The following is an 18,292-nucleotide window of genomic DNA, read 5'->3' as shown; positions in this document are numbered from 1 at the left end:
GAAGGCGCTGAGCGCCAAGATAAGTAGCGAGAGAGGCATGGAATTCCTTGTTAAAGCTCTTGGCTCAATGTCGCGAGGAAGGCCTGAACGGCCTCCTCATTACGTTTGAAAAAGTGCCACTGACCGACCTTTTGGCTGCTGATTAAGCCAGCACGTTGCAAGGTGGCGAGGTGGGCGGAAACGGTGGATTGCGATAGCCCCAAGCGTTGGTCGAACTGGCCGGCACACACACCATGTTCAGTGCTGTGATGCTGGTCAGGAAACTCGACGTGCGGGTCTTTAAGCAGGCGAATGATTTCTCGGCGTACTGGGTGTGCCAGCGCTTTTATTATTTCGTCGAGGTCGATCGGCATAGTGAAAGTGCTCAGTGAGGTATAGCGTTATATCGCGATGAGGCGAACTTTAAATCGTAATATCGCGATACACAAATATGAATTTGATCTGAAATCAGTCCAAATCGGTATATCGAGTTATAACGATATGTTGAGGTCTTGATTAATCGCAGGATGCTAAACTGCGCGACATGAATTATCTCGCACATCTACACCTTGGCGGTCAGCAGCCTGAAGAATTGCTGGGCAGTCTTTATGGCGACTTTGTTAAAGGGCGTCTGCAAGGCCGGTTCAGCACGGCCATTGAGTCGGCTATCCAGTTGCACCGCAGCATCGACGTCTTTACCGACGCCCATCCGCTGGTCAATCAGTCGTTGTCGCGCTTCACCCAGACTCGACGACGTTACGCGGGCATCGTGCTTGATGTTTTCTTCGATCATTGTTTGGCGCGTGATTGGTCGCAATACGCAGAAGGGCCGCTTGAGCGCTTCACTTCGCGGTTCTATCAGCTTCTGGTCGCGCAACCCCAACTGCCCGAGCGTTTGGCCGACATCGCACCGCATATGGCGGCACACGACTGGCTGGGCTCGTACCGTGACTTTGAGGTGCTGGAGCGAGTCATCAGCGGTATTGCTCGTCGTCTTTCGCGGCCAGAAGAGTTGAATGGCGCCATGCATGATTTGCGTGCCCTGTATGAGCCGCTAAGTGAAGATTTCAACGCCTTTTATCCGCAATTGCAGGCATTTGCGGCCAGAGAAAAACTCAGCCTAGGTGCATGATGGTATGGGCACCATACAACCTGTAGGTGCAGGCTTGCCTAGCGATCTTTTGATCTGGCGCTAAACCAACGCAACCGGTTCACACTCAGTCTGTGGGCTGGCCTCAGGCTCTGCGCTAAGCACCTGCGCAATCGCCTCCTGCGCCCTGAGCGCCAACTTCGCGCGCTGCTGCCCTTCACAGGCAATCGGCTCCAAGACATGAATCTCAACCTGCGCGTGCTCATGCGCAAGCACGCGCAGCAAGTGCGACAGCAAATCATCATTGCCAATAAACGGTGCGATTTGATCACGCTCGCCATCGCGCAAGTAACGAACCGCTACCGGCTGTAAAGCCACCTCGGTGTCTATCGCTGCCGATAACAATCGCCCATGAAACGTGCGCACTGAGCGCCCATCGGTGGTCGTCCCCTCGGGAAACATCAGCAGCGGATGTTGTTGTAGCAGATGACGGCCCATTTGTTTCTGGATCGCCTGGCTGTCACCCGCGCCTCTGCGAATAAACAGGCTGCCGGCTTTGTCTGCTAGCCAACCGGCTACGGGCCAGTGGCGCACTTCGGCTTTGGACAAAAAGGACAGCGGCGTCAGTTGCCCCAACAAGGCAATGTCGGTCCATGACACATGGTTGCTGACCCATAACATGGGAGTGGATGGCAGCTCTCCAAACACCCTGACGTGAAACGGCAGGGCATTGCTCAGGCGCTTCATGAAGAACTGCGTCCAGCGTTGGCGACGATCCATGGCGCAGTTCAGGCGCAGCCGCTCCAGCAGGGCAAAAAGACTCGCCATGCCGAGACCTAAGCCGATAACGCCGACAATACGCAGCACTCGCCCATAGAGGCGCAGGCGGCTCATCACATGGCTGCCTTAAAGTGGCGTGCGTAGCGCGGGCACAGCTCGTCGCGTTTAAGCAGGATAAATACGTCCGCGACCTGAAAGTCTTCGTCCCAGCACGGCTCGCCACAAATTTTCGCGCCTAAGCGCATGTACGCCTTGAGCAGCGGGGGCATTTCGGCGATGACGTTAGCCGGTACCTCTAACACTGGCAGTGGGTTTTTAGGCTCTGCGCGCAGGTGCTCAATGCACAGGTAACGTTCGCGCAAACGCTGCATGATTGCTTGCGCTTGGATGCCACCGTCTTGCATTGGGATGCTCGCGCAGCCCATCAGGTAGTGGTAATCGCCTTGGTTGAGGACTTCAGCCAGTTCGCCCCATAGCACGGCGATGGTGCCGCCATTACGGTAAGCCGGATCGACACAGGTTCGGCCGATTTCAAGAATCGGGCCTTGTAGGTGCGCGAGGCCATAAAGGTTGAATTCTTCTTCACTGTAGAAATGACCGATGTTGCGCGCAGCGCTGTGGTCCAGCAGACGTGTGGTTGCGACCAATAGCCCGGTATTGAGATCTCGAACCCCGATGTGTTCGCAATGCGCGTCGTAATGATCTACATCCAGTTCCAGATCGGCGCTTTTTAGTTTGGCGCGTAGTTCGCCGCTGAAAACCCGAAATCGCAAGGCTTGAGCCTCACGTAGAGCCTCTGGGCCAAGCAAGCGTTCAGCCTGCAGTCGGCGTGCTTGAGCGGTGTCGCGGATACTGGCGATCTGGGACATTGCGAATCTCCGTGCAGGCTTTAAGCCTGCCTTGTCGACTGAGGTGTGCAACCTCAGGCTAAGGAGTCGCAATTTCATGACCATGACATTTGAGTGATGCTTGTATGACAGCATCTTGGGCAAGGAACTGGCGATGCGGATACGCGTCCTATCGTTGTGCAAAAAAATCTGCCAAGCCGGGTTATAAGCACTCACACTAGGGGCCGTTAACTTGCCGATGAGTTTTTATGCTTAAAACGTTTTTATCTTCTGCCTGCGCGTTGATCTTAACCCTGGGCGTGAGCCTGTATGCCCAGGCCAGTTGGTACTTGGACGGTGAGTCATCACGGCTTTCGTTTGTCACCACGCAAAATGGCAATGTCGCCAATAAGCACCGCTTTTTGGTCTTACACGGCAAAGTGGACCGTAAGGGACAGGCGCAATTGCGCATTGAAATGGACTCGGTCAACAGCGCGGTGCCTTTGCGCGATGAGCGTATGCGCGATCAGTTGTTCGACTTCAAGCAATTCCCAGAGGCGCAGATCACCGCGCAAATCAATATGCAGCCAATCAACGAGCTGGCAGCGGGAGCTCAAGTGGAGTTGCGTTTGCCGGTGACCGTCAACTTGCGTGGCAAGCAGCACACCTATGAGGCTGAACTGTTGGCTACCCGGCTGGATGAACATCGCTTCCAGGTTGTGACCCTTGAGCCGTTGATGCTGCAAGCCGAGGATTTTGCCTTGCAACCCGAACTTGAAACCTTGCGTAAATCAGCCGGCTTATCGGCGATCAGCTTTTCAGTACCGGTCAATGCGGTGCTGATTTTTACGGCTCGCTAACATGGCTGGCGCGGTGTTTCCCTGGCAAAGCGCCAATCAATTCAAGTTATTAATCGACGGTCCAGAGTTTTTCCCGATCATGCTGGCGGCGATTGATGGGGCTCAGAGTTACCTTGATCTAGAGTTCTATTTAGTCGAGGCCGGGCAGTGCGCGGACATTCTCGTCCAGGCGCTGGAACGCGCAGCCCGACGTGAAGTACGCGTGCGCTGCCTGTTTGATGGTTATGGCAGTTTGGCATTTACCGCAGGCTTGCGACTCAGGCTGACTGAGGCGGGGGTTGAGCTTCGGTTTTATAACCCGCTGAACTGGCGTCGTGGGTTGAGCAATTTGTACCGCGATCACCGCAAACTTTTGCTGGTGGATCAGCGCTTGGCGGTGGTCGGCGGGACGGGCGTGACCGATGAGTTTTGGCAGCCAGTCGAGAATACGTGTGACTGGCACGAGGTGATGGTTCAGATTCAAGGCCCGCTGGTCCAGGACTGGCAAATGCTGTTTGAGCGTCAATGGCGCGCCAATATCAGTCGAAAAGCATGGAGACCTGCCACTCACTTCGGACTCGCTCGGTTACCCAAAGCGCCTGAACAACGCGAGGGCATGGGGCGTGTGGCCTATGCCGACGCCCATCAGCATCGCGATATTTTGCAATCACTGGTTCGGGCCATCAACAGTGCCAAGCACAGCATTTGGTTAGCCACGCCTTATTTTTTACCGACGTGGAGTGTGCGGCGCTCGTTGCGTCGTGCTGCCAATCGCGGTGTGGATGTGCGCCTGTTACTGACCGGCCCGCGCACGGATCATCCGTCAGTGCGTTATGCCGGGCATCGTTACTACCCGCGATTGCTCAAGTCCGGGGTACAGATATTCGAATACCAGCCGCGCTTTTTGCACTTGAAAATGGTTTTGATCGACGACTGGGTCAGCATTGGGTCATGCAACTTTGACCACTGGAATCTGCGCTTCAACCTTGAAGCCAATCTTGAGGCCCTTGATCCGACGCTGACAGCAGCTGTGGCTGCAAGCTTTAGGGCCGATTTCGCTCAAAGTCTGCCCATCACTTTGCAAGCCTGGCGCTCACGGCCGCTGTGGGGGCGGGTTAAGCAGCGTATTTGGGGCTGGGTTGATCGAGTGGTGGTCAACGTTATCGGCCGCCGCCGCTAGGGATTGCCGACCTAAGTGCTGGTTTTTTTGCACAATGCATAGCATTTTGCCAGCGCTCGGTTATATAACGCTTTAAAAGGCGCCTAAATCGAACGACTGCATGGCGGCTTGAGCACGTGAAGTCTGATTTTTGGAACCGTGTGCATGAGTTTTTATTATGGTTAGCGCCGGTCATGCCCGGGCGTTGTAGCCGCGACCTGACCTATGCACTGAAGGGCGGTTAGGCCCTAACCTATAAAGTGAACTGCAAGGAATGCAGTTCGTGGGCTATACCGAGTCGCACAAAGAGCTTTTGCAGTTCGTATCCGCCCAAGTAGCAGCGGCCATTGAAAGAAAAAAACTGCATGCCCGGCTTCAGTTTTTGGCGCAGCACGACGCGTTGACCCGCTGCCCAATCGTGAGTTTCTTTACGAACGCTTGAGCAGCGCTTTGGTCCGAGCCAAGCGCGAGCAGCACTACCTGGCCGTGCTGTATGCCGATCTGGACGGCTTCAAACTCATCAATGACAGCCACGGTCACGGCGTTGGCGACATGTTGTTGCAGCACGTTGCGCTGCGATTAAAGGCGTGTGTGCGTGACAGCGACACAGTGGCCAGAATGGGGGGCGACGAGTTTGTACTGGTTTTGGAAAACCTCAAGTGGCCCTGTGATGGGTTAGTCGTTGCCGAAAAAATCTGCTTTGAGTTAAGCCAGCCCATCGTGATTGAAGATTACACGCTCAACATTTTTGCAGCATTGGCATTGCCGTTTACCCCGAGCACGGAGAAAACGCTCAGCAATTGCTGCACTACGCCGACACGGCGATGTACAAAGTGAAAAAGGCTGGGCAGGAATAAATGTCGCGGCAAGAGCTGGCGCGCAGTGAGCGTGAATAGATGCGATCTATGCTGCTGGCTGCTTTTTTTGCACTGTCGAGCATGGCTGGTCTTACCTAAACCAAGCCCGTAGAGGCGGTTGCTTCATTTATCGTGATTGCGGACGTGGTGCATGAAGTAGGCGGTGATCAAGTACACGTGAACTCATTGATCGGGCCTAATCCGAGTCCGAAAGTGCGTTCAAGCAACGAATTTGATAAGCAAACGTATGAGTTGCTTTAAGACGAGGGAGATTCAAAAAGTAGGCTGAGTTGCCTGAAAACGCTTGAAAATATGGAGCGGGTAGAGGGAATCGAACCCTCAACTAAAGCTTGGGAAGCTTTCGTTTTGCCACTAAACTATACCCGCTCAAAGCGGCTAACTTTGTACCAGATGTCAGCCTTGATGAGAAGTTTTTATTCTTGAAATATTCAATTAAAAGCGTTGTTTACAACCTTTCCGTGTGTTCGACGTGCTTACAGCACGAACGACAATCGCTGTGCCGGCCTTGTGAGTAAAGGCGCTGGCGCTTTCAAAAAGTCGAGCAAAGCACTCTTGCTGATCTGGCTTGCTTGTTTGTGCTCCATGTCCAGAAAATGTCCGGTGTTTTCCACGCATACAAATTGGCTATGGCGGATCGCAGGTGCGAACTGCCGTGCGTCGTTGGCGGCGGTGTATTCGTCCCATTCACCATTGATGAACAACACCGGTATTTCAATGCGTTGTGTGGCCTTGAGGTAGCAAGTAGGGTCGCTGGTCAGCACTTGATTGATATGAAAGTGCATCTGCGCGTATTCGTGTTCGGCCAAGGTGCTGACGTGCCGGTAGTTGAAACGCTTGAACAGCGACGGCAGATGTTTACCTAAAGTGTCGTTGACTAGGTTTCCGACTTGCATGCGATTACAGTCTGCCAAGCATCGGCGGCCGCGTTCCAAGTAGTTGCGCATAGGGGCGTTGATGAGTGGCGAAAAAGAGCTGATGACGGCTTTTTCGATGCGTCGTGGTGAGTTGGCCAAGGCAGTTAGGGCGGCTGTGCCTCCCCACGAAAATGACAGCAAATACTGTGCGTCAAAATGCTCAATCAACTCCAGCAAAACGTGGGCTTCCAGTTCTTTTGTCAGCAGGTTCTGATGCCTATTGTGAGGTTTTGACCGGCCTGCGTAGGGCGGGTCGTAGAGAACGATGTTTAGGTGCGGATGCAGGTTTTTGACGGTCTGGGCAAATGATGCCGTGGTGGACATTGAGCCGTTGACCAAAATGATGGTGTTTTGCGCGGTTTCAGAGCGAAACAACTCGGTATGAATTCGATACTGCCCTTGAAGATCGAGCACAGCGATTTCGGGCTTCATCATGGCGTCTGACTCCAGTGAATCGAGCGTCTGTCAGACTGATAGTGCACCGTGAATATGACAGGCAAGCGTGGCTCTTTGACCGGGTGTCAGGGCTTGAACAAAGTAAGTTCTTGGGCGGTGAGTGCGCGATATTCGCCTGGGGCGAGTTGACTATCGAGTTTTAAAGGGCCAATGCTTTCACGGTGCAGGTGCACTACTTTATTGTTGAAATAGCCAAACATGCGTTTGACCTGATGATAACGGCCTTCAACGATGCTCAAACGCGCGCTATTGGAGCCTAGCAATTCTAGTTTGGCCGGTAGCGTGGTCAGATCTTCGTAGGCGAAATACACACCTTTTTCAAACTGAGCGATGTAATCGCGGGTGATGAGCTGCTCAGTTTCGACGTAATACGTCTTGGGTAACTTGGTATGCGGTTGCGTCAGGTAGCGTGACCAGTGGCCATCATTGGTGATCAGCATCAGGCCGCTGGTATTGAAGTCCAACCGACCGGCGATGTGTAAGTCGTGCTTATCCGCTTCGCTCAACAGATCCAGCACTGTCGGGTGCTCCGGGTCTTGAGTGGCACTGACGCAGCCAGGCGGTTTGTGCAGCATCAAATAGCGCGCGGGCTTACCGACTTGCAGGACCAGATCATCAAGCTCAATGCGGTTGAATTCCCGGATGTCATGGTGTGGGTCAGACACGATCCGGCCATCAACCCGCACTCGCTTTTCAATCAGCAACAAACGCGCGTGTTGGCGATTGAACTGGGGGAGGTTGCTGAGAAAACGGTCTACGCGCATAGCGATCAATCACTAGAAATACAGGCGTACATCTTACGTGAGCGGTTCGACTGTGGCAGGGGGTAATTGGCTGAGGACGTCTGCGCAGCGAGGGCAAAGGCATGCGCTGTTACGCTGTTGAGGTGGCAACGCTTGCAGAATCTCAGCCGCGATGCTGACGCTGTAACACCAGCAGGGTAAGTGCTCGGTTTGCTCACTTGCCTTGCTGCAATCATTGCGCGCACCACAGGCGGGGCAGCGGTCGGTGGAGGTCATGTCGGGTGTCCGTGGGGTGGCTAACGTCATTGGCGTTATTGTAAGGGGTGTGCGAATCCTACGGGTTGTACATTAGATTGAATGTAAGGCTATCGGCGTCAGCCTGTGAGAATGAGTGAGTTGGATTGATCAATTGACAATGGGGACGACCTTTTTTAGTGTCCGCGGCATTGTTTTTAAGGGTGTAACCATGACGTCTGATGATCGTATAAAACTTGATGCTGTCTGGAAGCAGGCATTACGTGAGGAGTTCGAAGAACCCTACATGGATGAGCTGCGCGAGTTTTTGCGACAGGCGCACGCCGCCGGTAAAGAAATTTTCCCCCCTGGGCCGCTTATTTTTAATGCGTTGAATTCCACCCCGCTGGATAAAATCAAAGTTGTTATCCTCGGGCAAGATCCTTATCACGGCCCCGGTCAAGCCCACGGTTTATGCTTCTCGGTTCAACCGGGCATTGCTGTACCGCCGTCGCTTTTGAATATTTATAAAGAGCTCAAGCGCGATTTAAATATTGATATCGCGTCCCACGGCTGTTTGCAGTCTTGGGCGGATCAAGGGGTTTTATTGCTTAACACGACGATGACTGTAGAGCGAGGTATTGCTGCCTCTCACGCTAAAAAAGGCTGGGAGCGTTTTACTGATCGCATTATTCAAGTGGTGAGTGAGCAACAACCCCAACTGGTGTTTTTACTCTGGGGTGCTCACGCTCAGAGCAAGCAAAAGCTGATTGATACGACTAAACACTTGGTGCTGACCTCCGTGCATCCTTCGCCGCTGTCGGCTTATCGCGGCTTTATTGGCAATGGTCACTTCAGTCGCGCCAACAAGTTTCTTGTGCAAAATGGCTTAACACCGATCGACTGGACATTACCGTCGGTTTAACCCTCGCTAACCCAGTCGGGACGTGTTTCATCGCTCATACGATGAGTCTGTTCGGCACACCAGGGTAGTTCACCTGGTGTGCTAACACGCAATGATCTGAGTCGACTCGAATTAGACCAGACGCAACCGTTGGTTATCGGTTGCTTCAATCACTCTTCCGACAATTGCCCCTACTGGCACAGCCCATGTCATCCCGTTTAGCGGATCAGTAATCACGGCGAGCGTTTGACTGCTTGCACTGAGGTCTAAGCGTCGTCGTTCATGAATGATCTTCAGATCGCCGTAGGCATAACTCACCAACTTTTCTGCAACCGGCGTACTGAGCTCAAAGGTCGACACCAAATAGCGGACTGCCTTACAAAACAACACCTGATCGTTTCCCCGGTGTTGGGGCTGGTAGCGTTGCAAGAACATCAACGCTATGTGCTGAGGATCGTGCTGGCCATCGGTTTTCGAATAACTTGGGGTCATGCTCGCGCACTCTCTGCAGTGATTTTTTCGGTGGTTAGCGCGGCTTGGCGCAACTCCTGATTGACGCCGGGTAGGTGGACGTCTGGGTTCGGCATACCACTGGGAGACAACTCATGGGTCATTTCAAACTCAGCCCTGACTGACCAGCCGCAGGCTTCAGTTGTGCATTGCAGATAAGCGACGCGTAAGAAGATATGTCGACCTTCGCTCGTGCGAATACGCATTCTGCTTGAACAATGCGGACAAACCATTTTGTAGGTGCTCATGACTGACTCCAATTGAACTGTAGTTGTGTGCCTGATTAAATAAGCACGTTAATTTCAAAGAAAGATCAATCCGTTGATCATGCGGGCTGACACCTTGTGTGTGGGATAGTCAGTGAGTTAATGTTGGGTAATCCTTTTTACTATTCCTGTAAGAATTATCGCTTCTATTGAGTAATCTTTTGGATATGCTTTATTTAAGTGTTGGCTTTTTCCTCGTCTGTTGTTTATAAAGGGCTTTGTTTTGAGAAAAAATGTTACATATTTATTAATTAAAATTACTCAATACGAGTAAATTCTGCCAAAAAACACAACAAAGTCAAATTGGAAAAATTCAAAGTGAGTAGCAGTAAATCTATTGAAATACTCAGCAGGTTGAAAAAAATAACACGCGTCAAGACCGATTCAGGGCTTTCTGAAGTGTTAGGGGTAAGTCCGCAAACACTCAGTAGTTGGAAAGGTCGTGACCGCATACCCTATTCAGTTTGTATGGAGCTGGCGCAGGCGCAGGGGATCTCTCTCGACTGGTTGTTTAGTGGGCAGGGGGCTATGTTTTTGCAAAGATCGACGGTGTGTGTTGAGTTATCCGGCAGACTGTCTGAACAAGAGGTAAGAATGATAATGATGTTCCGAACATTAAAACACTCTGAACAAGGTGATGTTTATAAAGTGGTTAAAGAAAAGCAAAAGCTTCATCGCTTGGTTCGTCAAGTTGAAGAGTTATCCGCTCGCCTTGAAAGTGAGTCGGCCCGCGCTTAAATTATTTGGGGCCTCTTAATCGGCGCAGCACCTCGGCAATGTCAGTGGTGTTAACCCAGATCATTAGTTTTATACTGATCGGGATGACCACCAGAGCGCAAATAAAAGCAGTAACTCCTACAGATAAACCACTTAAGTGCGGTAAAGCGACAGGGGTAAATAAATACCCGACGCAGGCGCTCAGAAGAAAGGAACCCACGTGTTGCCAACCTTTTAGAGCCCTGCGTGCGCTGGTGACAACCCACGCCCCCAAACAGGCTCCAAACAACGCATCACGGTCAATTATTGAGATAATAGGTAGCCCGATTTCGAAGTACCAGTGCGTGAAAAAACTCAGCATTTCATTTGTCATGATACCGATACTCATGAGGGAATAAGCTCTTCATTTTTTGCAGGTCAAACGCACATGTTCGCCCACACTCCGCCCTATTTAAATTGTGATGCAGCGTTAGGATAATTAGGGCTTCTACAACGCTTAAATAGTGAGTGACTAACAGTGAGCAATGATTAATGCGCGGTGCAGGAACTTCCTCTAAACACACATAGCCTTGTTGCTGTACATAAGAACACCACGTTGCTAACGCTTGATGGATTTTGGAGGTGGTATCTTCTGCTGCGAGTTTGAGCTGCCATTCACTTATGTTTGGACTTAAAGATAGAACGTCTCTTAATCGGGTGATAGGTATGGGCGGCCAAAATAGATCTTCACTCAGGCTGAATGCAGTCGCGGTGGTGGCAGTCGATAGAGTCATCTTTATATTCCTTGGCAAGCTTTTCACTTTGTCCGTTAAGACAATAGAGGCATGCCGAGCTTTATGGCTTTGATAACAGCAGCGTGACGAGAAGTGACGCCGAATTTCATTCTCAAGTTGGCAATATGGAAATTGATTGTGGTTTCTGATCTATTCAAAATGATCGCCACCTCGGCGCTGGTCTTTCCTCGGGCGCACCAACTGAGTATTTCCTGCTCTTTTGGCGTCAGGCAGGGTATATGGTTTGACGATAAATGCGGTGTGTCCGGCGCGACTGATACTCCGGAAAGACTGAGTTTTTTCATGTGCTGCCCTTGCATTGAGTAAAGTGCCGGACTAAAGGAATATTCTTGACGAGCTAAAAATAATCGCTTTGCCGATAACCCAACAACTCAGCAAGTTTGTAGGAATGTCGATGACAGTCAGTAAATATTCCTACATGTAAGTAAGATTTTTATATTCCAGGATGATTTGACGCGCAGATAGCGCTAAAGAGACCCAGCTAAAACAGCCCGCTTAAACTGCGTGTGACCAGTAGCCTTTCGTACGTGCAAGGGCGAGGTAAAGGCAGGCACCGCTAACCAAGCAGGGCACTAATTAGGATTTATAGCGCTGCTAAGGTGGGGCGAAAGGGAAGGGGTGCAGAACAGGGTGCTGACCACTTTGGCAGTGGTCAGCCTCTTTGGCAGCTAGCAGATCGCTAGCCAGTCCGATAAGCCTCTAAGGCTTGCTTTAGGCATTAGCAGCGCCATGACGCTTGGCGCTGCGCTTGCGCCAAATGCGCACAATCGGGAACAGCAACATGATGGCGGTCAAACCCCACACACTCAGGGTGATCGGGCTGGCCCATAAGATCTCCAATGCACCATTAGAGATCGACAGCGCACGGCGCAGGTTCTGCTCCATCAGCCCGCCCAGAATGAATCCCAGCAGGACCGGCGAAAGCGGGAAGTCGAGCTTGCGCAGGATGTAGCCGAAGATGCCAATGGCAATCATCAGGAACAGGTCAAAGGTGGTTGCGTGAACCGCATAGACACCGATAGCCGTGATGATTGCAATCACCGGTACCAGCGCCCAGTTAGGCACGGCAAGAATTCGAGTGAAAATGCGGATCATCGGGATGTTGAGGATCACCAGCATGATGTTGGCGATAAACAACGAAGCGATCAGGCCCCAAACAATGTCCGGTTGCTGCTCAAACAGCAGCGGGCCGGGCGTGATGTTATACAGCGACAGGGCGCCGATCATCACGGCCGTGGTGCCTGAACCTGGAACGCCCAGCGTTAGCATCGGTACTAATGCGCCGCAAGCTGAGGCGCCAATAGCGGTTTCAGGCGCTGCCAGACCACGCGAATCGCCTTGACCGAATGTGCCAGAGGCACCGGCCAGACGTTTCTCGGTCATGTAGGCCACAGCACTGGCCAAGGTTGCACCTGCACCCGGCAGAACACCCATGATGAAACCCAGCAAGCCACAGCGAATGTTCACCGCAAAAACGGCCGATGCTTCTTTGAAGTTGAACAGCATGCGCCCGGTGGCTTTCACGGCTTCCTGACCGCGATGGGTTTTTTCCAGCAGCAGAAGAATCTCGCTGATGGAAAACAGCCCGAGCACTAAGACAACAAACTGGATGCCGTCAGTCAGATGAATGTTATCCCCGGTAAAACGGTACACACCGCTGTTGGCATCAATCCCAACGCTCGACAGAAACAGGCCGATCAGGGCTGCGATAAACGTCTTGAGCGGACGATCGCCAGCCATACCGCCGAGGCAGACAATCGCGAACACCATCAGTACGAAATATTCTGCAGGGCCGAAGGCAATCGCCCATTTAGCCAGCAACGGGGCAAACAGCACCATGCCGCAGGTGGCAATAAATGCACCGATAAATGAACTCCAAGCCGACAGCGATAACGCTACGCCAGCCAAGCCTTTACGGGCCATTGGATAACCATCAAGGGTGGTCATCACGGTCGATGCTTCGCCAGGAATGTTCAGCAAAATAGAGCTGATACGTCCGCCGTATTCACAGCCTAGATACACCGCTGCCAGCAAGATCAGGGCTGACTCGGGTGGTAGCCCAAGGGCAAAAGCAATGGGGATCAGCAGAGCCACACCGTTGATCGGGCCAAGACCTGGCAGTAAGCCAACCACAGTGCCGATCAAGGTGCCGCACAGTGCGGTGACCAAATTGTACGGGCTGAGCGCGACGCCGAAGCCCTGGCCCAAATAGCCAAAAGTATCCATATCAGTTCTCCAGAACTTCGAGCAGGCCAAGCGGCAGCGGAACGTCCATGGCTTTATCAAACAGCAGATAAAGACCGACGCTCATCAGGCTGATAATCACAATGCTCGGTAACCAGCGGCCGCCATACAAACGTGCCATCGGGATACCGACTAGCATGGCGCTGAGGACGAACCCAAGGGGCTCGAAGGTGCCGGCAAAAATCAGTAACAGCACCACGCACAGACCAATCTTGATCAAGGTTTCACGATCCAGTTGCGGATCGTCTTCGTTATGTACCACCGGCGTTGGGCGAAAGATCATGTAGATCAAACCCAATCCCATTAGGCCGAGCATCAACAGCGGGAAGGCACGAGGGCCTACCGGCTCGTAGGAAAAAGCCGCCTGATAGGGCCAGGCCATGGCCGCCAGACAGGCGCAGACAATGAGCAGCGCTGAGGCAAAAATACGTTGTAAGAGCATGGTTCACTCCAAGGCTGTGCCCTTGTGTTAAGGGCGCAGTCAGTGATCAGCGAAGGTTACTGAACGAGGCCAAATTCCTGAGCCAGGGTTTTGTACTCGGCCACTTGTTTCTTCACATAGGCGTCCAGCTCCGGGCCGGTCATCGAGAAAGGAAACAGTTCACGTTGATCACGCAAGGTGGCGAACTCTTCGGAAACCAGCAATGTGTCGAAGGTGTCTTTCCACCACGCATAATCGGCATCGCTGACTTTTGGCCCCAAGTAGAAACCGCGCACCACAGGCCAGACGATGTCATAACCCTGTTCTTTGGCGGTAGGGATGTCTTTCATCTCTGGATCGTCGAGACGCTCATCGGCAAACACGGCCAGCAGGCGCATGTCACCACTCTGAATGTGCGGCATGGAGTCAGAAATATCGGTGCTGCCGACCTGAATATGGCCACCTAACAATGCCGTAGCGATTTCGCCACCACCCTCTAACGCCACGTAGCGCAAGTCACGCGGGTTGATGCCAGCCGCTTTGGCGACCAGTGCGGTTTGCATCCAGTCTTGGCTACCGACCGTGCCGCCGGAACCGATGACCACCTTGCCCGGATCCTTTTTCAGAGCTTGAACGAGGTCGTCGAGGTTTTTGTAGGGCGAATCTTTTTTCACTGCGAGCGCGCCGTAGCTGGTCCCGACTGCCGCGAGCCAGCGCACGTTGCTTTCATCAAAGCGTCCAAACTTGCCTTGTGCCAAGTTCAGTAGAGAGCCGCTGGACCATGCCACCAGCGTCCCGGCGTCTGCAGGGCGCTGAGCGACTACCGCGTTGTACGCTACCGCGCCTACGCCACCCGGCATGTAGGTCACCCGCATCGGCTTGCTGAGAAGTTTTTCGTTGACCAGTGCGCTTTGCACCAGTTTGCAGGTCAGGTCAAAACCGCCGCCAGGAGAAGCCGGGGCGATGCATTCAGGGCGTTTAGGCTCCGCCATAAGTTGGCCAGCGAACAGCATGCAACTGGCAGCAAGAGCGAGTGAGCGCAGTGAGAAATTCATAATGTCTCCGCAGGAGTTATTGTTTTTGCGAGCAGGAATGAGTCGTTGCCATCGGCAACGTTTACGCCGGACAAATGCCGTGTAGCGTCTGCGTCATGGGTAAACTGAGGGGCAACAGAATGTCGTTCGCAGACCATAAAGGCTGTTAACGAGTACGGGGGAAGCAGGAAGATAAGAGGCGTTAAGCTGAGGCTTCAGCATACGGTGTGCTCCATTATTGTTCTTATTAGCGAAAACACATCGAGGTGTTTTGCGCAGCGTTACGGATCATGTCCGCAACAGATGTAACTGTTTGTAGGCAGATCCTAATCCGCCAACCTTTCGTGAACCTTTCAGTTTTCTTTCATTGTTTTTTTGGCTCCACAGCGCGGTTTGCGTCTGTACACTCCGCCCACTGGCAAGCCTGAACAAAAATAATGAGGAAACCCGATGCGTGTTCTTTTGGTCGAAGATCAGTTGCAGTTGGCCGAGAGTGTTGCCCAAGCCTTGAAAAGCACAGGCTTGACCGTCGATGTGCTGCACGATGGCGTGGCCGCCGACTTGGCGCTGAGCTGCGAAGACTATGCGATGGCCATTTTGGATGTGGGGCTGCCGCGCATGAATGGATTTGAGGTGCTGGCACGTGTGCGAGCGCGCGGCAAAACACTGCCGGTCTTGATGCTGACAGCGCGCAGTGACGTCAAAGACCGGGTTCATGGGCTTAATCTTGGCGCTGATGATTACTTAGCCAAGCCGTTTGAGTTAGCTGAACTCGAGGCTCGGGTTAAAGCCCTGCTGCGTCGCAGTGTGTTGGGTGGCGAGCGTCAACAGCGCTGTGGACCTTTGGTTTACGACCTAGAGACTCGACGCTTTACCCTTAAGGACGAATTGCTGACGTTGACCTCTCGCGAGCAAGCGGTGCTCGAAGCGCTAATCGCACGGCCTGGTCGGGTCATGAGCAAAGAGCAACTGGCTGCTCAGGTATTTGGCCTAGATGAGGAAGCCAGCCCGGACGCGATCGAAATCTATGTGCACCGCTTGCGCAAAAAGCTCGATGGCCATGCGGTAGCAATTGTGACGTTCCGAGGGCTTGGTTACTTGCTGGAAGGCCGTGATGTTTAAGGTCGACAGCCTACGTTGGCGGCTACTATGGAGCCTGACGTTATTGCTGGTGGTATTAATGTTGGCCAGCAGTATGAGCGCTTATCTCAATGGTCGCGAGGCCGCCGATACGGCTTATGACCGAACCTTGCTGGCTTCCGCCCGCACCATTGCTGCGGGGTTGTCTCAGCGAGATGGCAGCTTGAGTGCGGACGTGCCTTACGTCGCGCTCGATACCTTTGCCTACGACAGTGCCGGGCGTATCTACTACCAGGTTTATGATATTCAGCACCGCTTGATCTCCGGTTATGAGCATTTGCCGGCGCCACCCCCCGGCACGCCGCGAACTGACGATTACCCAGCGCTGGCGAGCTTTTACAATGCCGAATACAGAGGACAGAACGTTCGCGTGGTGAGTCTGCTCAAGGCCGTGAGCGAGCCCAATATGAACGGCATGGCTGAGATTCGCGTAGCAGAAACCGACGAGGCGCGAGTGGCCATGGCCCGTAGTCTGATGGCCGATACGTTATTGCGTTTGGGGATGTTGGGGCTGGGCGCCATGTGGGTGGTCTGGTTTGCGGTGAGCGCCGCACTGCGTCCATTGGAGCGTTTACGCAGTGCCGTAGAGGAGCGTGAATCGGATGACCTTAGACCTCTACCGGTAGTGCGCGTACAACGCGAATTACGACCATTGGTGCACACGTTGAATCATTTTACTGAGCGCCTACGCTGGCAGTTTGAACGCCAAGCACAGTTTATTGCCGATGCGGCCCATGAGTTGCGTACACCGCTGGCTGTGCTGAAGGCCCGGCTTGAGCTTGGGCTGCGTACACAAGACCCTCAGGTATTGCGCCTTACGCTGGAGCAAACGATACAAGACACCGATCGGCTCACTCATTTGGCAAATCAGCTACTGTCTCTGGCGCGCATCGAAAACGGGGCCAGAGCGGTTGCTGAAGGTGGAGCGCAATTGCTCGATCTCAGCCAACTAGCGCGGGAGTTGGGTATGGCGATGGCTCCCTTGGCGCATTCGCGAGGTGTGGCGCTGGCGTTAGAGGCTGACCAGCCGGTCTGGCTGCGCGGTGAGCCGACCTTGCTCAATGAGTTATTAAGCAACTTGGTCGACAACGCGTTGGCGCATACCTCTGCTGGCGGTAACGTGATCTTGCGAGTCTCGCTACCGGCGGTGCTGGAGGTTGAAGACGATGGCCCCGGTATTCCTTATGAGGACCGCGAGCGGGTTTTCGAGCGGTTTTACCGACGTAACCCGCACGTAGCCGGGACGGGGTTAGGGTTGGCCATTGTTGGCGAAATCTGCCGCGCGCACTTGGCGCATATCAGCCTGCATGATGCTGCCGAACGTGGACTGAAAGTGCGCGTGAGCTTTGTCCCGATCAGTGAGAAGGGGCATAGCTCAATTGCTACAGGGGTTGGAATAAATCCGTAGTAACTGTGTTCTCAAGCCAAATGCGCGCCAGCATCGGTGCATCCAGAGGCGACACAAAAAACAGCACAAAAATGGGCTGCGATCTTTTGATCTTTAAAATGATCGCGTGACAAGTTCGCGCCTACAGAAAACGTTATAAAAACATTACGCGGGCGTCATTCAGTTCTTGTTGAAAATTCTCGCTATCAGCATCAAGCCCCAACCTTTTGAATGCATGCAGCGCGTTTAGATTTTCACTGAGTGTTGAGGTGTCGCGTTGATCACAGAACACCGTCGCAATTTGCACTAAGTCGATATAGTCGATGGCTTTGGACTCGCGGGTGAAGTCTTGATATTGACTGGGAAGCTTGAGCAGCATTTCCGGAAACTCCCAGTTTGCCAGCAGCTTGTCTCCAATCACCGGATGAATGTGCTCGATCACATGGTTAAGTGAAACCGGATCCGAGAGCAGTTCGTTGTGTTCTTCGGCGTAGGTCAGAATCGGCAAGACGCCGATTTGATGCACTAACCCGCCAAGCGCTGCCTGATCGGGCTTGAGCGAGGTATGCCGACGACAAAAGGTATAGCAAACGCCCGCCACTTCTAGGCTTTGTCGCCAAACGTCGCGCATTGTGGTTTCGATGACTGGCGAGCGGGCGTGAAAGATCTGCTCCATCACCAAGCCAATGGCCAAATTACTGCTGTAATTCACGCCGAGCCGGGTGATAGCCGTATGCAAGTCGGTCACTTCGTACAGCGCGCGCAGAAGCGGACTATTAACGACTTTAATCAACCGTGCCGCCAACGCAGTATCGCGCCCGATGACTTTGCTGAGGTTACTCACGCTGATTTCAGGGTTTTCCGCTGCCCTGCGAATGTTTAACGCCACTTCCGGTAGTGTGGGCAAAACCAGTTCATCTCGAACGATCGCCTTTATCAAGTCCATTTGAACTTTGTTCGCCAGCATGCTCATTTC

24 protein-coding genes, 1 tRNA gene and 2 pseudogenes are annotated in these 18,292 nt (G+C 53.0%); 11 read left to right on the top strand and 16 right to left on the bottom strand.

Annotated features, from left to right (window positions below; genetic code table 11):
• Positions 1-50 precede the first annotated feature (50 nt).
• Positions 51-353, bottom strand: a complete 303-nt coding sequence (locus AQS70_RS15640; RefSeq protein WP_055103673.1) for an ArsR/SmtB family transcription factor — start codon at positions 351-353, stop codon at positions 51-53.
• A 170-nt stretch (positions 354-523) separates the two neighbouring features.
• Here AQS70_RS15640 and AQS70_RS15635 point away from each other — a divergent pair, with 170 nt between their 5' ends.
• On the top strand, positions 524-1,111 hold the full coding sequence (locus AQS70_RS15635; protein ID WP_055103672.1) for an acyl carrier protein phosphodiesterase: 588 nt from the start codon (positions 524-526) through the stop codon (positions 1,109-1,111).
• Between the two features lie 60 nt (positions 1,112-1,171).
• Here AQS70_RS15635 and AQS70_RS15630 read toward each other — a convergent pair whose 3' ends face one another.
• Together AQS70_RS15630 and olsB are read right to left on the bottom strand one after the other, a co-directional pair.
• Positions 1,172-1,963, bottom strand: coding sequence for a lysophospholipid acyltransferase family protein (locus AQS70_RS15630; protein ID WP_055103671.1), 792 nt, complete (start codon positions 1,961-1,963; stop codon positions 1,172-1,174).
• On the bottom strand, positions 1,963-2,718 hold the full coding sequence (gene olsB, locus AQS70_RS15625) for an L-ornithine N(alpha)-acyltransferase (protein ID WP_055103670.1): 756 nt from the start codon (positions 2,716-2,718) through the stop codon (positions 1,963-1,965). Before olsB ends, AQS70_RS15630 begins: the two co-directional genes overlap by 1 nt.
• 227 nt (positions 2,719-2,945) lie before the next feature.
• Between olsB and AQS70_RS15620 the strand changes: the two genes are divergently transcribed.
• The 6 genes and pseudogenes from AQS70_RS15620 to AQS70_RS24105 form a co-directional block, all read left to right on the top strand.
• Positions 2,946-3,536: a YceI family protein gene (locus AQS70_RS15620; protein ID WP_055103669.1), complete on the top strand. Its 591-nt coding sequence runs from the start codon at positions 2,946-2,948 to the stop codon at positions 3,534-3,536.
• A gap of 1 nt (position 3,537) precedes the next feature.
• Positions 3,538-4,695, top strand: a complete 1,158-nt coding sequence (locus AQS70_RS15615) for a phospholipase D-like domain-containing protein (RefSeq protein WP_055103668.1) — start codon at positions 3,538-3,540, stop codon at positions 4,693-4,695.
• A gap of 262 nt (positions 4,696-4,957) precedes the next feature.
• Positions 4,958-5,116 (top strand): hypothetical protein, encoded by a 159-nt coding sequence (locus AQS70_RS24110; protein ID WP_241492851.1) that lies wholly within the window; start codon positions 4,958-4,960, stop codon positions 5,114-5,116.
• Positions 5,113-5,343, top strand: a pseudogene (locus tag AQS70_RS24210) (diguanylate cyclase domain-containing protein); the annotation flags it as partial. The gene AQS70_RS24110 and the pseudogene AQS70_RS24210, both read left to right, overlap by 4 nt.
• An 86-nt stretch (positions 5,344-5,429) precedes the next feature.
• The gene (locus AQS70_RS24205; RefSeq protein ID WP_338152640.1) at positions 5,430-5,531 is read left to right on the top strand and encodes a diguanylate cyclase domain-containing protein; all 102 of its coding nucleotides are present in this window, start codon (positions 5,430-5,432) and stop codon (positions 5,529-5,531) included.
• Positions 5,532-5,579: 48 nt separating this feature from the next.
• A pseudogene (locus AQS70_RS24105) lies at positions 5,580-5,774 on the top strand (metal ABC transporter substrate-binding protein); the annotation flags it as partial.
• 70 nt (positions 5,775-5,844) lie between these two features.
• Here the strand turns inward: AQS70_RS24105 and AQS70_RS15605 are convergent.
• The 4 genes from AQS70_RS15605 to AQS70_RS15590 all read right to left on the bottom strand — a co-directional run bounded on the left by AQS70_RS15605 (position 5,845) and on the right by AQS70_RS15590 (position 7,941).
• A tRNA-Gly gene (locus AQS70_RS15605) sits at positions 5,845-5,918 on the bottom strand.
• Positions 5,919-6,025: 107 nt separating this feature from the next.
• On the bottom strand, positions 6,026-6,898 hold the full coding sequence (locus tag AQS70_RS15600) for an alpha/beta fold hydrolase (RefSeq protein WP_187331821.1): 873 nt from the start codon (positions 6,896-6,898) through the stop codon (positions 6,026-6,028).
• A gap of 89 nt (positions 6,899-6,987) precedes the next feature.
• The gene (locus tag AQS70_RS15595; RefSeq protein WP_055103665.1) at positions 6,988-7,686 is read right to left on the bottom strand and encodes a pseudouridine synthase; all 699 of its coding nucleotides are present in this window, start codon (positions 7,684-7,686) and stop codon (positions 6,988-6,990) included.
• A gap of 33 nt (positions 7,687-7,719) precedes the next feature.
• On the bottom strand, positions 7,720-7,941 hold the full coding sequence (locus AQS70_RS15590; RefSeq protein ID WP_055103664.1) for a cysteine-rich CWC family protein: 222 nt from the start codon (positions 7,939-7,941) through the stop codon (positions 7,720-7,722).
• A gap of 190 nt (positions 7,942-8,131) precedes the next feature.
• Here AQS70_RS15590 and ung point away from each other — a divergent pair, with 190 nt between their 5' ends.
• Positions 8,132-8,824, top strand: a complete 693-nt coding sequence (gene ung, locus AQS70_RS15585; RefSeq protein ID WP_055103676.1) for a uracil-DNA glycosylase — start codon at positions 8,132-8,134, stop codon at positions 8,822-8,824.
• 111 nt (positions 8,825-8,935) lie between these two features.
• Here the strand turns inward: ung and AQS70_RS15580 are convergent, their stop codons facing one another.
• Both AQS70_RS15580 and AQS70_RS15575 read right to left on the bottom strand, forming a co-directional pair.
• Positions 8,936-9,295, bottom strand: coding sequence for a hypothetical protein (locus AQS70_RS15580; RefSeq protein ID WP_055103663.1), 360 nt, complete (start codon positions 9,293-9,295; stop codon positions 8,936-8,938).
• On the bottom strand, positions 9,292-9,561 hold the full coding sequence (locus AQS70_RS15575; RefSeq protein ID WP_055103662.1) for an Ogr/Delta-like zinc finger protein: 270 nt from the start codon (positions 9,559-9,561) through the stop codon (positions 9,292-9,294). The genes AQS70_RS15580 and AQS70_RS15575 overlap by 4 nt, the downstream gene beginning before the upstream one ends.
• A 336-nt stretch (positions 9,562-9,897) precedes the next feature.
• Between AQS70_RS15575 and AQS70_RS23360 the strand changes: the two genes are divergently transcribed.
• A complete protein-coding gene (locus tag AQS70_RS23360; protein ID WP_241492850.1) occupies positions 9,898-10,317 on the top strand; it encodes a helix-turn-helix domain-containing protein in 420 nt (139 codons plus the stop codon).
• Position 10,318: 1 nt separating this feature from the next.
• On the opposite strand, the gene AQS70_RS15565 is transcribed toward AQS70_RS23360, so the two are convergent.
• The 6 genes from AQS70_RS15565 to AQS70_RS15545 form a co-directional block, all read right to left on the bottom strand.
• Entirely contained in the window at positions 10,319-10,684 is a 366-nt protein-coding gene (locus AQS70_RS15565) for a putative holin (protein ID WP_241492849.1), read from the bottom strand.
• Positions 10,659-11,069, bottom strand: a complete 411-nt coding sequence (locus AQS70_RS24335) for a head completion/stabilization protein (protein ID WP_082428126.1) — start codon at positions 11,067-11,069, stop codon at positions 10,659-10,661. The genes AQS70_RS15565 and AQS70_RS24335 overlap by 26 nt, the downstream gene beginning before the upstream one ends.
• Before the next feature lie 35 nt (positions 11,070-11,104).
• On the bottom strand, positions 11,105-11,374 hold the full coding sequence (locus AQS70_RS15560) for a response regulator transcription factor (RefSeq protein ID WP_082428128.1): 270 nt from the start codon (positions 11,372-11,374) through the stop codon (positions 11,105-11,107).
• 427 nt (positions 11,375-11,801) lie between these two features.
• Positions 11,802-13,316: a tripartite tricarboxylate transporter permease gene (locus AQS70_RS15555; RefSeq protein WP_055103660.1), complete on the bottom strand. Its 1,515-nt coding sequence runs from the start codon at positions 13,314-13,316 to the stop codon at positions 11,802-11,804.
• Position 13,317: 1 nt separating this feature from the next.
• Complete coding sequence (locus tag AQS70_RS15550; protein WP_055103659.1) at positions 13,318-13,776, bottom strand: tripartite tricarboxylate transporter TctB family protein; 459 nt, start codon at positions 13,774-13,776, stop codon at positions 13,318-13,320.
• Positions 13,777-13,832: 56 nt separating this feature from the next.
• Positions 13,833-14,810 carry a Bug family tripartite tricarboxylate transporter substrate binding protein gene (locus tag AQS70_RS15545; RefSeq protein ID WP_055103658.1) on the bottom strand — a complete coding sequence of 326 codons (978 nt, stop codon included), beginning with the start codon at positions 14,808-14,810 and terminating at the stop codon, positions 13,833-13,835.
• Positions 14,811-15,239: 429 nt separating this feature from the next.
• Here AQS70_RS15545 and AQS70_RS15540 point away from each other — a divergent pair, with 429 nt between their 5' ends.
• Together AQS70_RS15540 and AQS70_RS15535 are read left to right on the top strand one after the other, a co-directional pair.
• Entirely contained in the window at positions 15,240-15,911 is a 672-nt protein-coding gene (locus AQS70_RS15540; protein ID WP_055103657.1) for a response regulator, read from the top strand.
• Entirely contained in the window at positions 15,904-17,337 is a 1,434-nt protein-coding gene (locus AQS70_RS15535) for a sensor histidine kinase (protein WP_055103656.1), read from the top strand. The genes AQS70_RS15540 and AQS70_RS15535 overlap by 8 nt, the downstream gene beginning before the upstream one ends.
• A 133-nt stretch (positions 17,338-17,470) precedes the next feature.
• Here AQS70_RS15535 and AQS70_RS15530 read toward each other — a convergent pair whose 3' ends face one another.
• Entirely contained in the window at positions 17,471-18,289 is an 819-nt protein-coding gene (locus AQS70_RS15530; RefSeq protein WP_055103655.1) for an HDOD domain-containing protein, read from the bottom strand.
• Between the last annotated feature and the right edge of the window lie 3 nt (positions 18,290-18,292).

It is taken from the genome of Pseudomonas endophytica (assembly GCF_001411475.1).
Taxonomy (GTDB): Bacteria; Pseudomonadota; Gammaproteobacteria; order Pseudomonadales; family Pseudomonadaceae; genus Aquipseudomonas; species Aquipseudomonas endophytica.
This window is presented reverse-complemented; position numbering and strand designations above follow the sequence as displayed.

Bases quoted from the DNA above. Each gene is read 5' to 3' on its own strand.
- AQS70_RS15575 (WP_055103662.1), bottom strand. From the start codon at position 9,561: ATGAGCACCTACAAAATGGTTTGTCCGCATTGTTCAAGCAGAATGCGT.
- AQS70_RS15530 (WP_055103655.1), bottom strand. From the start codon at position 18,289: ATGAGCATGCTGGCGAACAAAGTTCAAATGGACTTGATAAAGGCGATC.
- AQS70_RS15590 (WP_055103664.1), bottom strand. From the start codon at position 7,941: ATGACCTCCACCGACCGCTGCCCCGCCTGTGGTGCGCGCAATGATTGC.
- AQS70_RS15600 (WP_187331821.1), bottom strand. From the start codon at position 6,898: ATGAAGCCCGAAATCGCTGTGCTCGATCTTCAAGGGCAGTATCGAATT.
- AQS70_RS15580 (WP_055103663.1), bottom strand. From the start codon at position 9,295: ATGACCCCAAGTTATTCGAAAACCGATGGCCAGCACGATCCTCAGCAC.
- AQS70_RS15615 (WP_055103668.1), top strand. From the start codon at position 3,538: ATGGCTGGCGCGGTGTTTCCCTGGCAAAGCGCCAATCAATTCAAGTTA.
- olsB (WP_055103670.1), bottom strand. From the start codon at position 2,718: ATGTCCCAGATCGCCAGTATCCGCGACACCGCTCAAGCACGCCGACTG.
- AQS70_RS15595 (WP_055103665.1), bottom strand. From the start codon at position 7,686: ATGCGCGTAGACCGTTTTCTCAGCAACCTCCCCCAGTTCAATCGCCAA.
- AQS70_RS15630 (WP_055103671.1), bottom strand. From the start codon at position 1,963: ATGAGCCGCCTGCGCCTCTATGGGCGAGTGCTGCGTATTGTCGGCGTT.
- AQS70_RS15565 (WP_241492849.1), bottom strand. From the start codon at position 10,684: ATGAGTATCGGTATCATGACAAATGAAATGCTGAGTTTTTTCACGCAC.
- AQS70_RS15555 (WP_055103660.1), bottom strand. From the start codon at position 13,316: ATGGATACTTTTGGCTATTTGGGCCAGGGCTTCGGCGTCGCGCTCAGC.
- AQS70_RS15545 (WP_055103658.1), bottom strand. From the start codon at position 14,810: ATGAATTTCTCACTGCGCTCACTCGCTCTTGCTGCCAGTTGCATGCTG.
- AQS70_RS15550 (WP_055103659.1), bottom strand. From the start codon at position 13,776: ATGCTCTTACAACGTATTTTTGCCTCAGCGCTGCTCATTGTCTGCGCC.
- ung (WP_055103676.1), top strand. From the start codon at position 8,132: ATGACGTCTGATGATCGTATAAAACTTGATGCTGTCTGGAAGCAGGCA.
- AQS70_RS15635 (WP_055103672.1), top strand. From the start codon at position 524: ATGAATTATCTCGCACATCTACACCTTGGCGGTCAGCAGCCTGAAGAA.
- AQS70_RS15560 (WP_082428128.1), bottom strand. From the start codon at position 11,374: ATGAAAAAACTCAGTCTTTCCGGAGTATCAGTCGCGCCGGACACACCG.
- AQS70_RS15640 (WP_055103673.1), bottom strand. From the start codon at position 353: ATGCCGATCGACCTCGACGAAATAATAAAAGCGCTGGCACACCCAGTA.
- AQS70_RS24335 (WP_082428126.1), bottom strand. From the start codon at position 11,069: ATGACTCTATCGACTGCCACCACCGCGACTGCATTCAGCCTGAGTGAA.
- AQS70_RS15620 (WP_055103669.1), top strand. From the start codon at position 2,946: ATGCTTAAAACGTTTTTATCTTCTGCCTGCGCGTTGATCTTAACCCTG.
- AQS70_RS15540 (WP_055103657.1), top strand. From the start codon at position 15,240: ATGCGTGTTCTTTTGGTCGAAGATCAGTTGCAGTTGGCCGAGAGTGTT.
- AQS70_RS15535 (WP_055103656.1), top strand. From the start codon at position 15,904: ATGTTTAAGGTCGACAGCCTACGTTGGCGGCTACTATGGAGCCTGACG.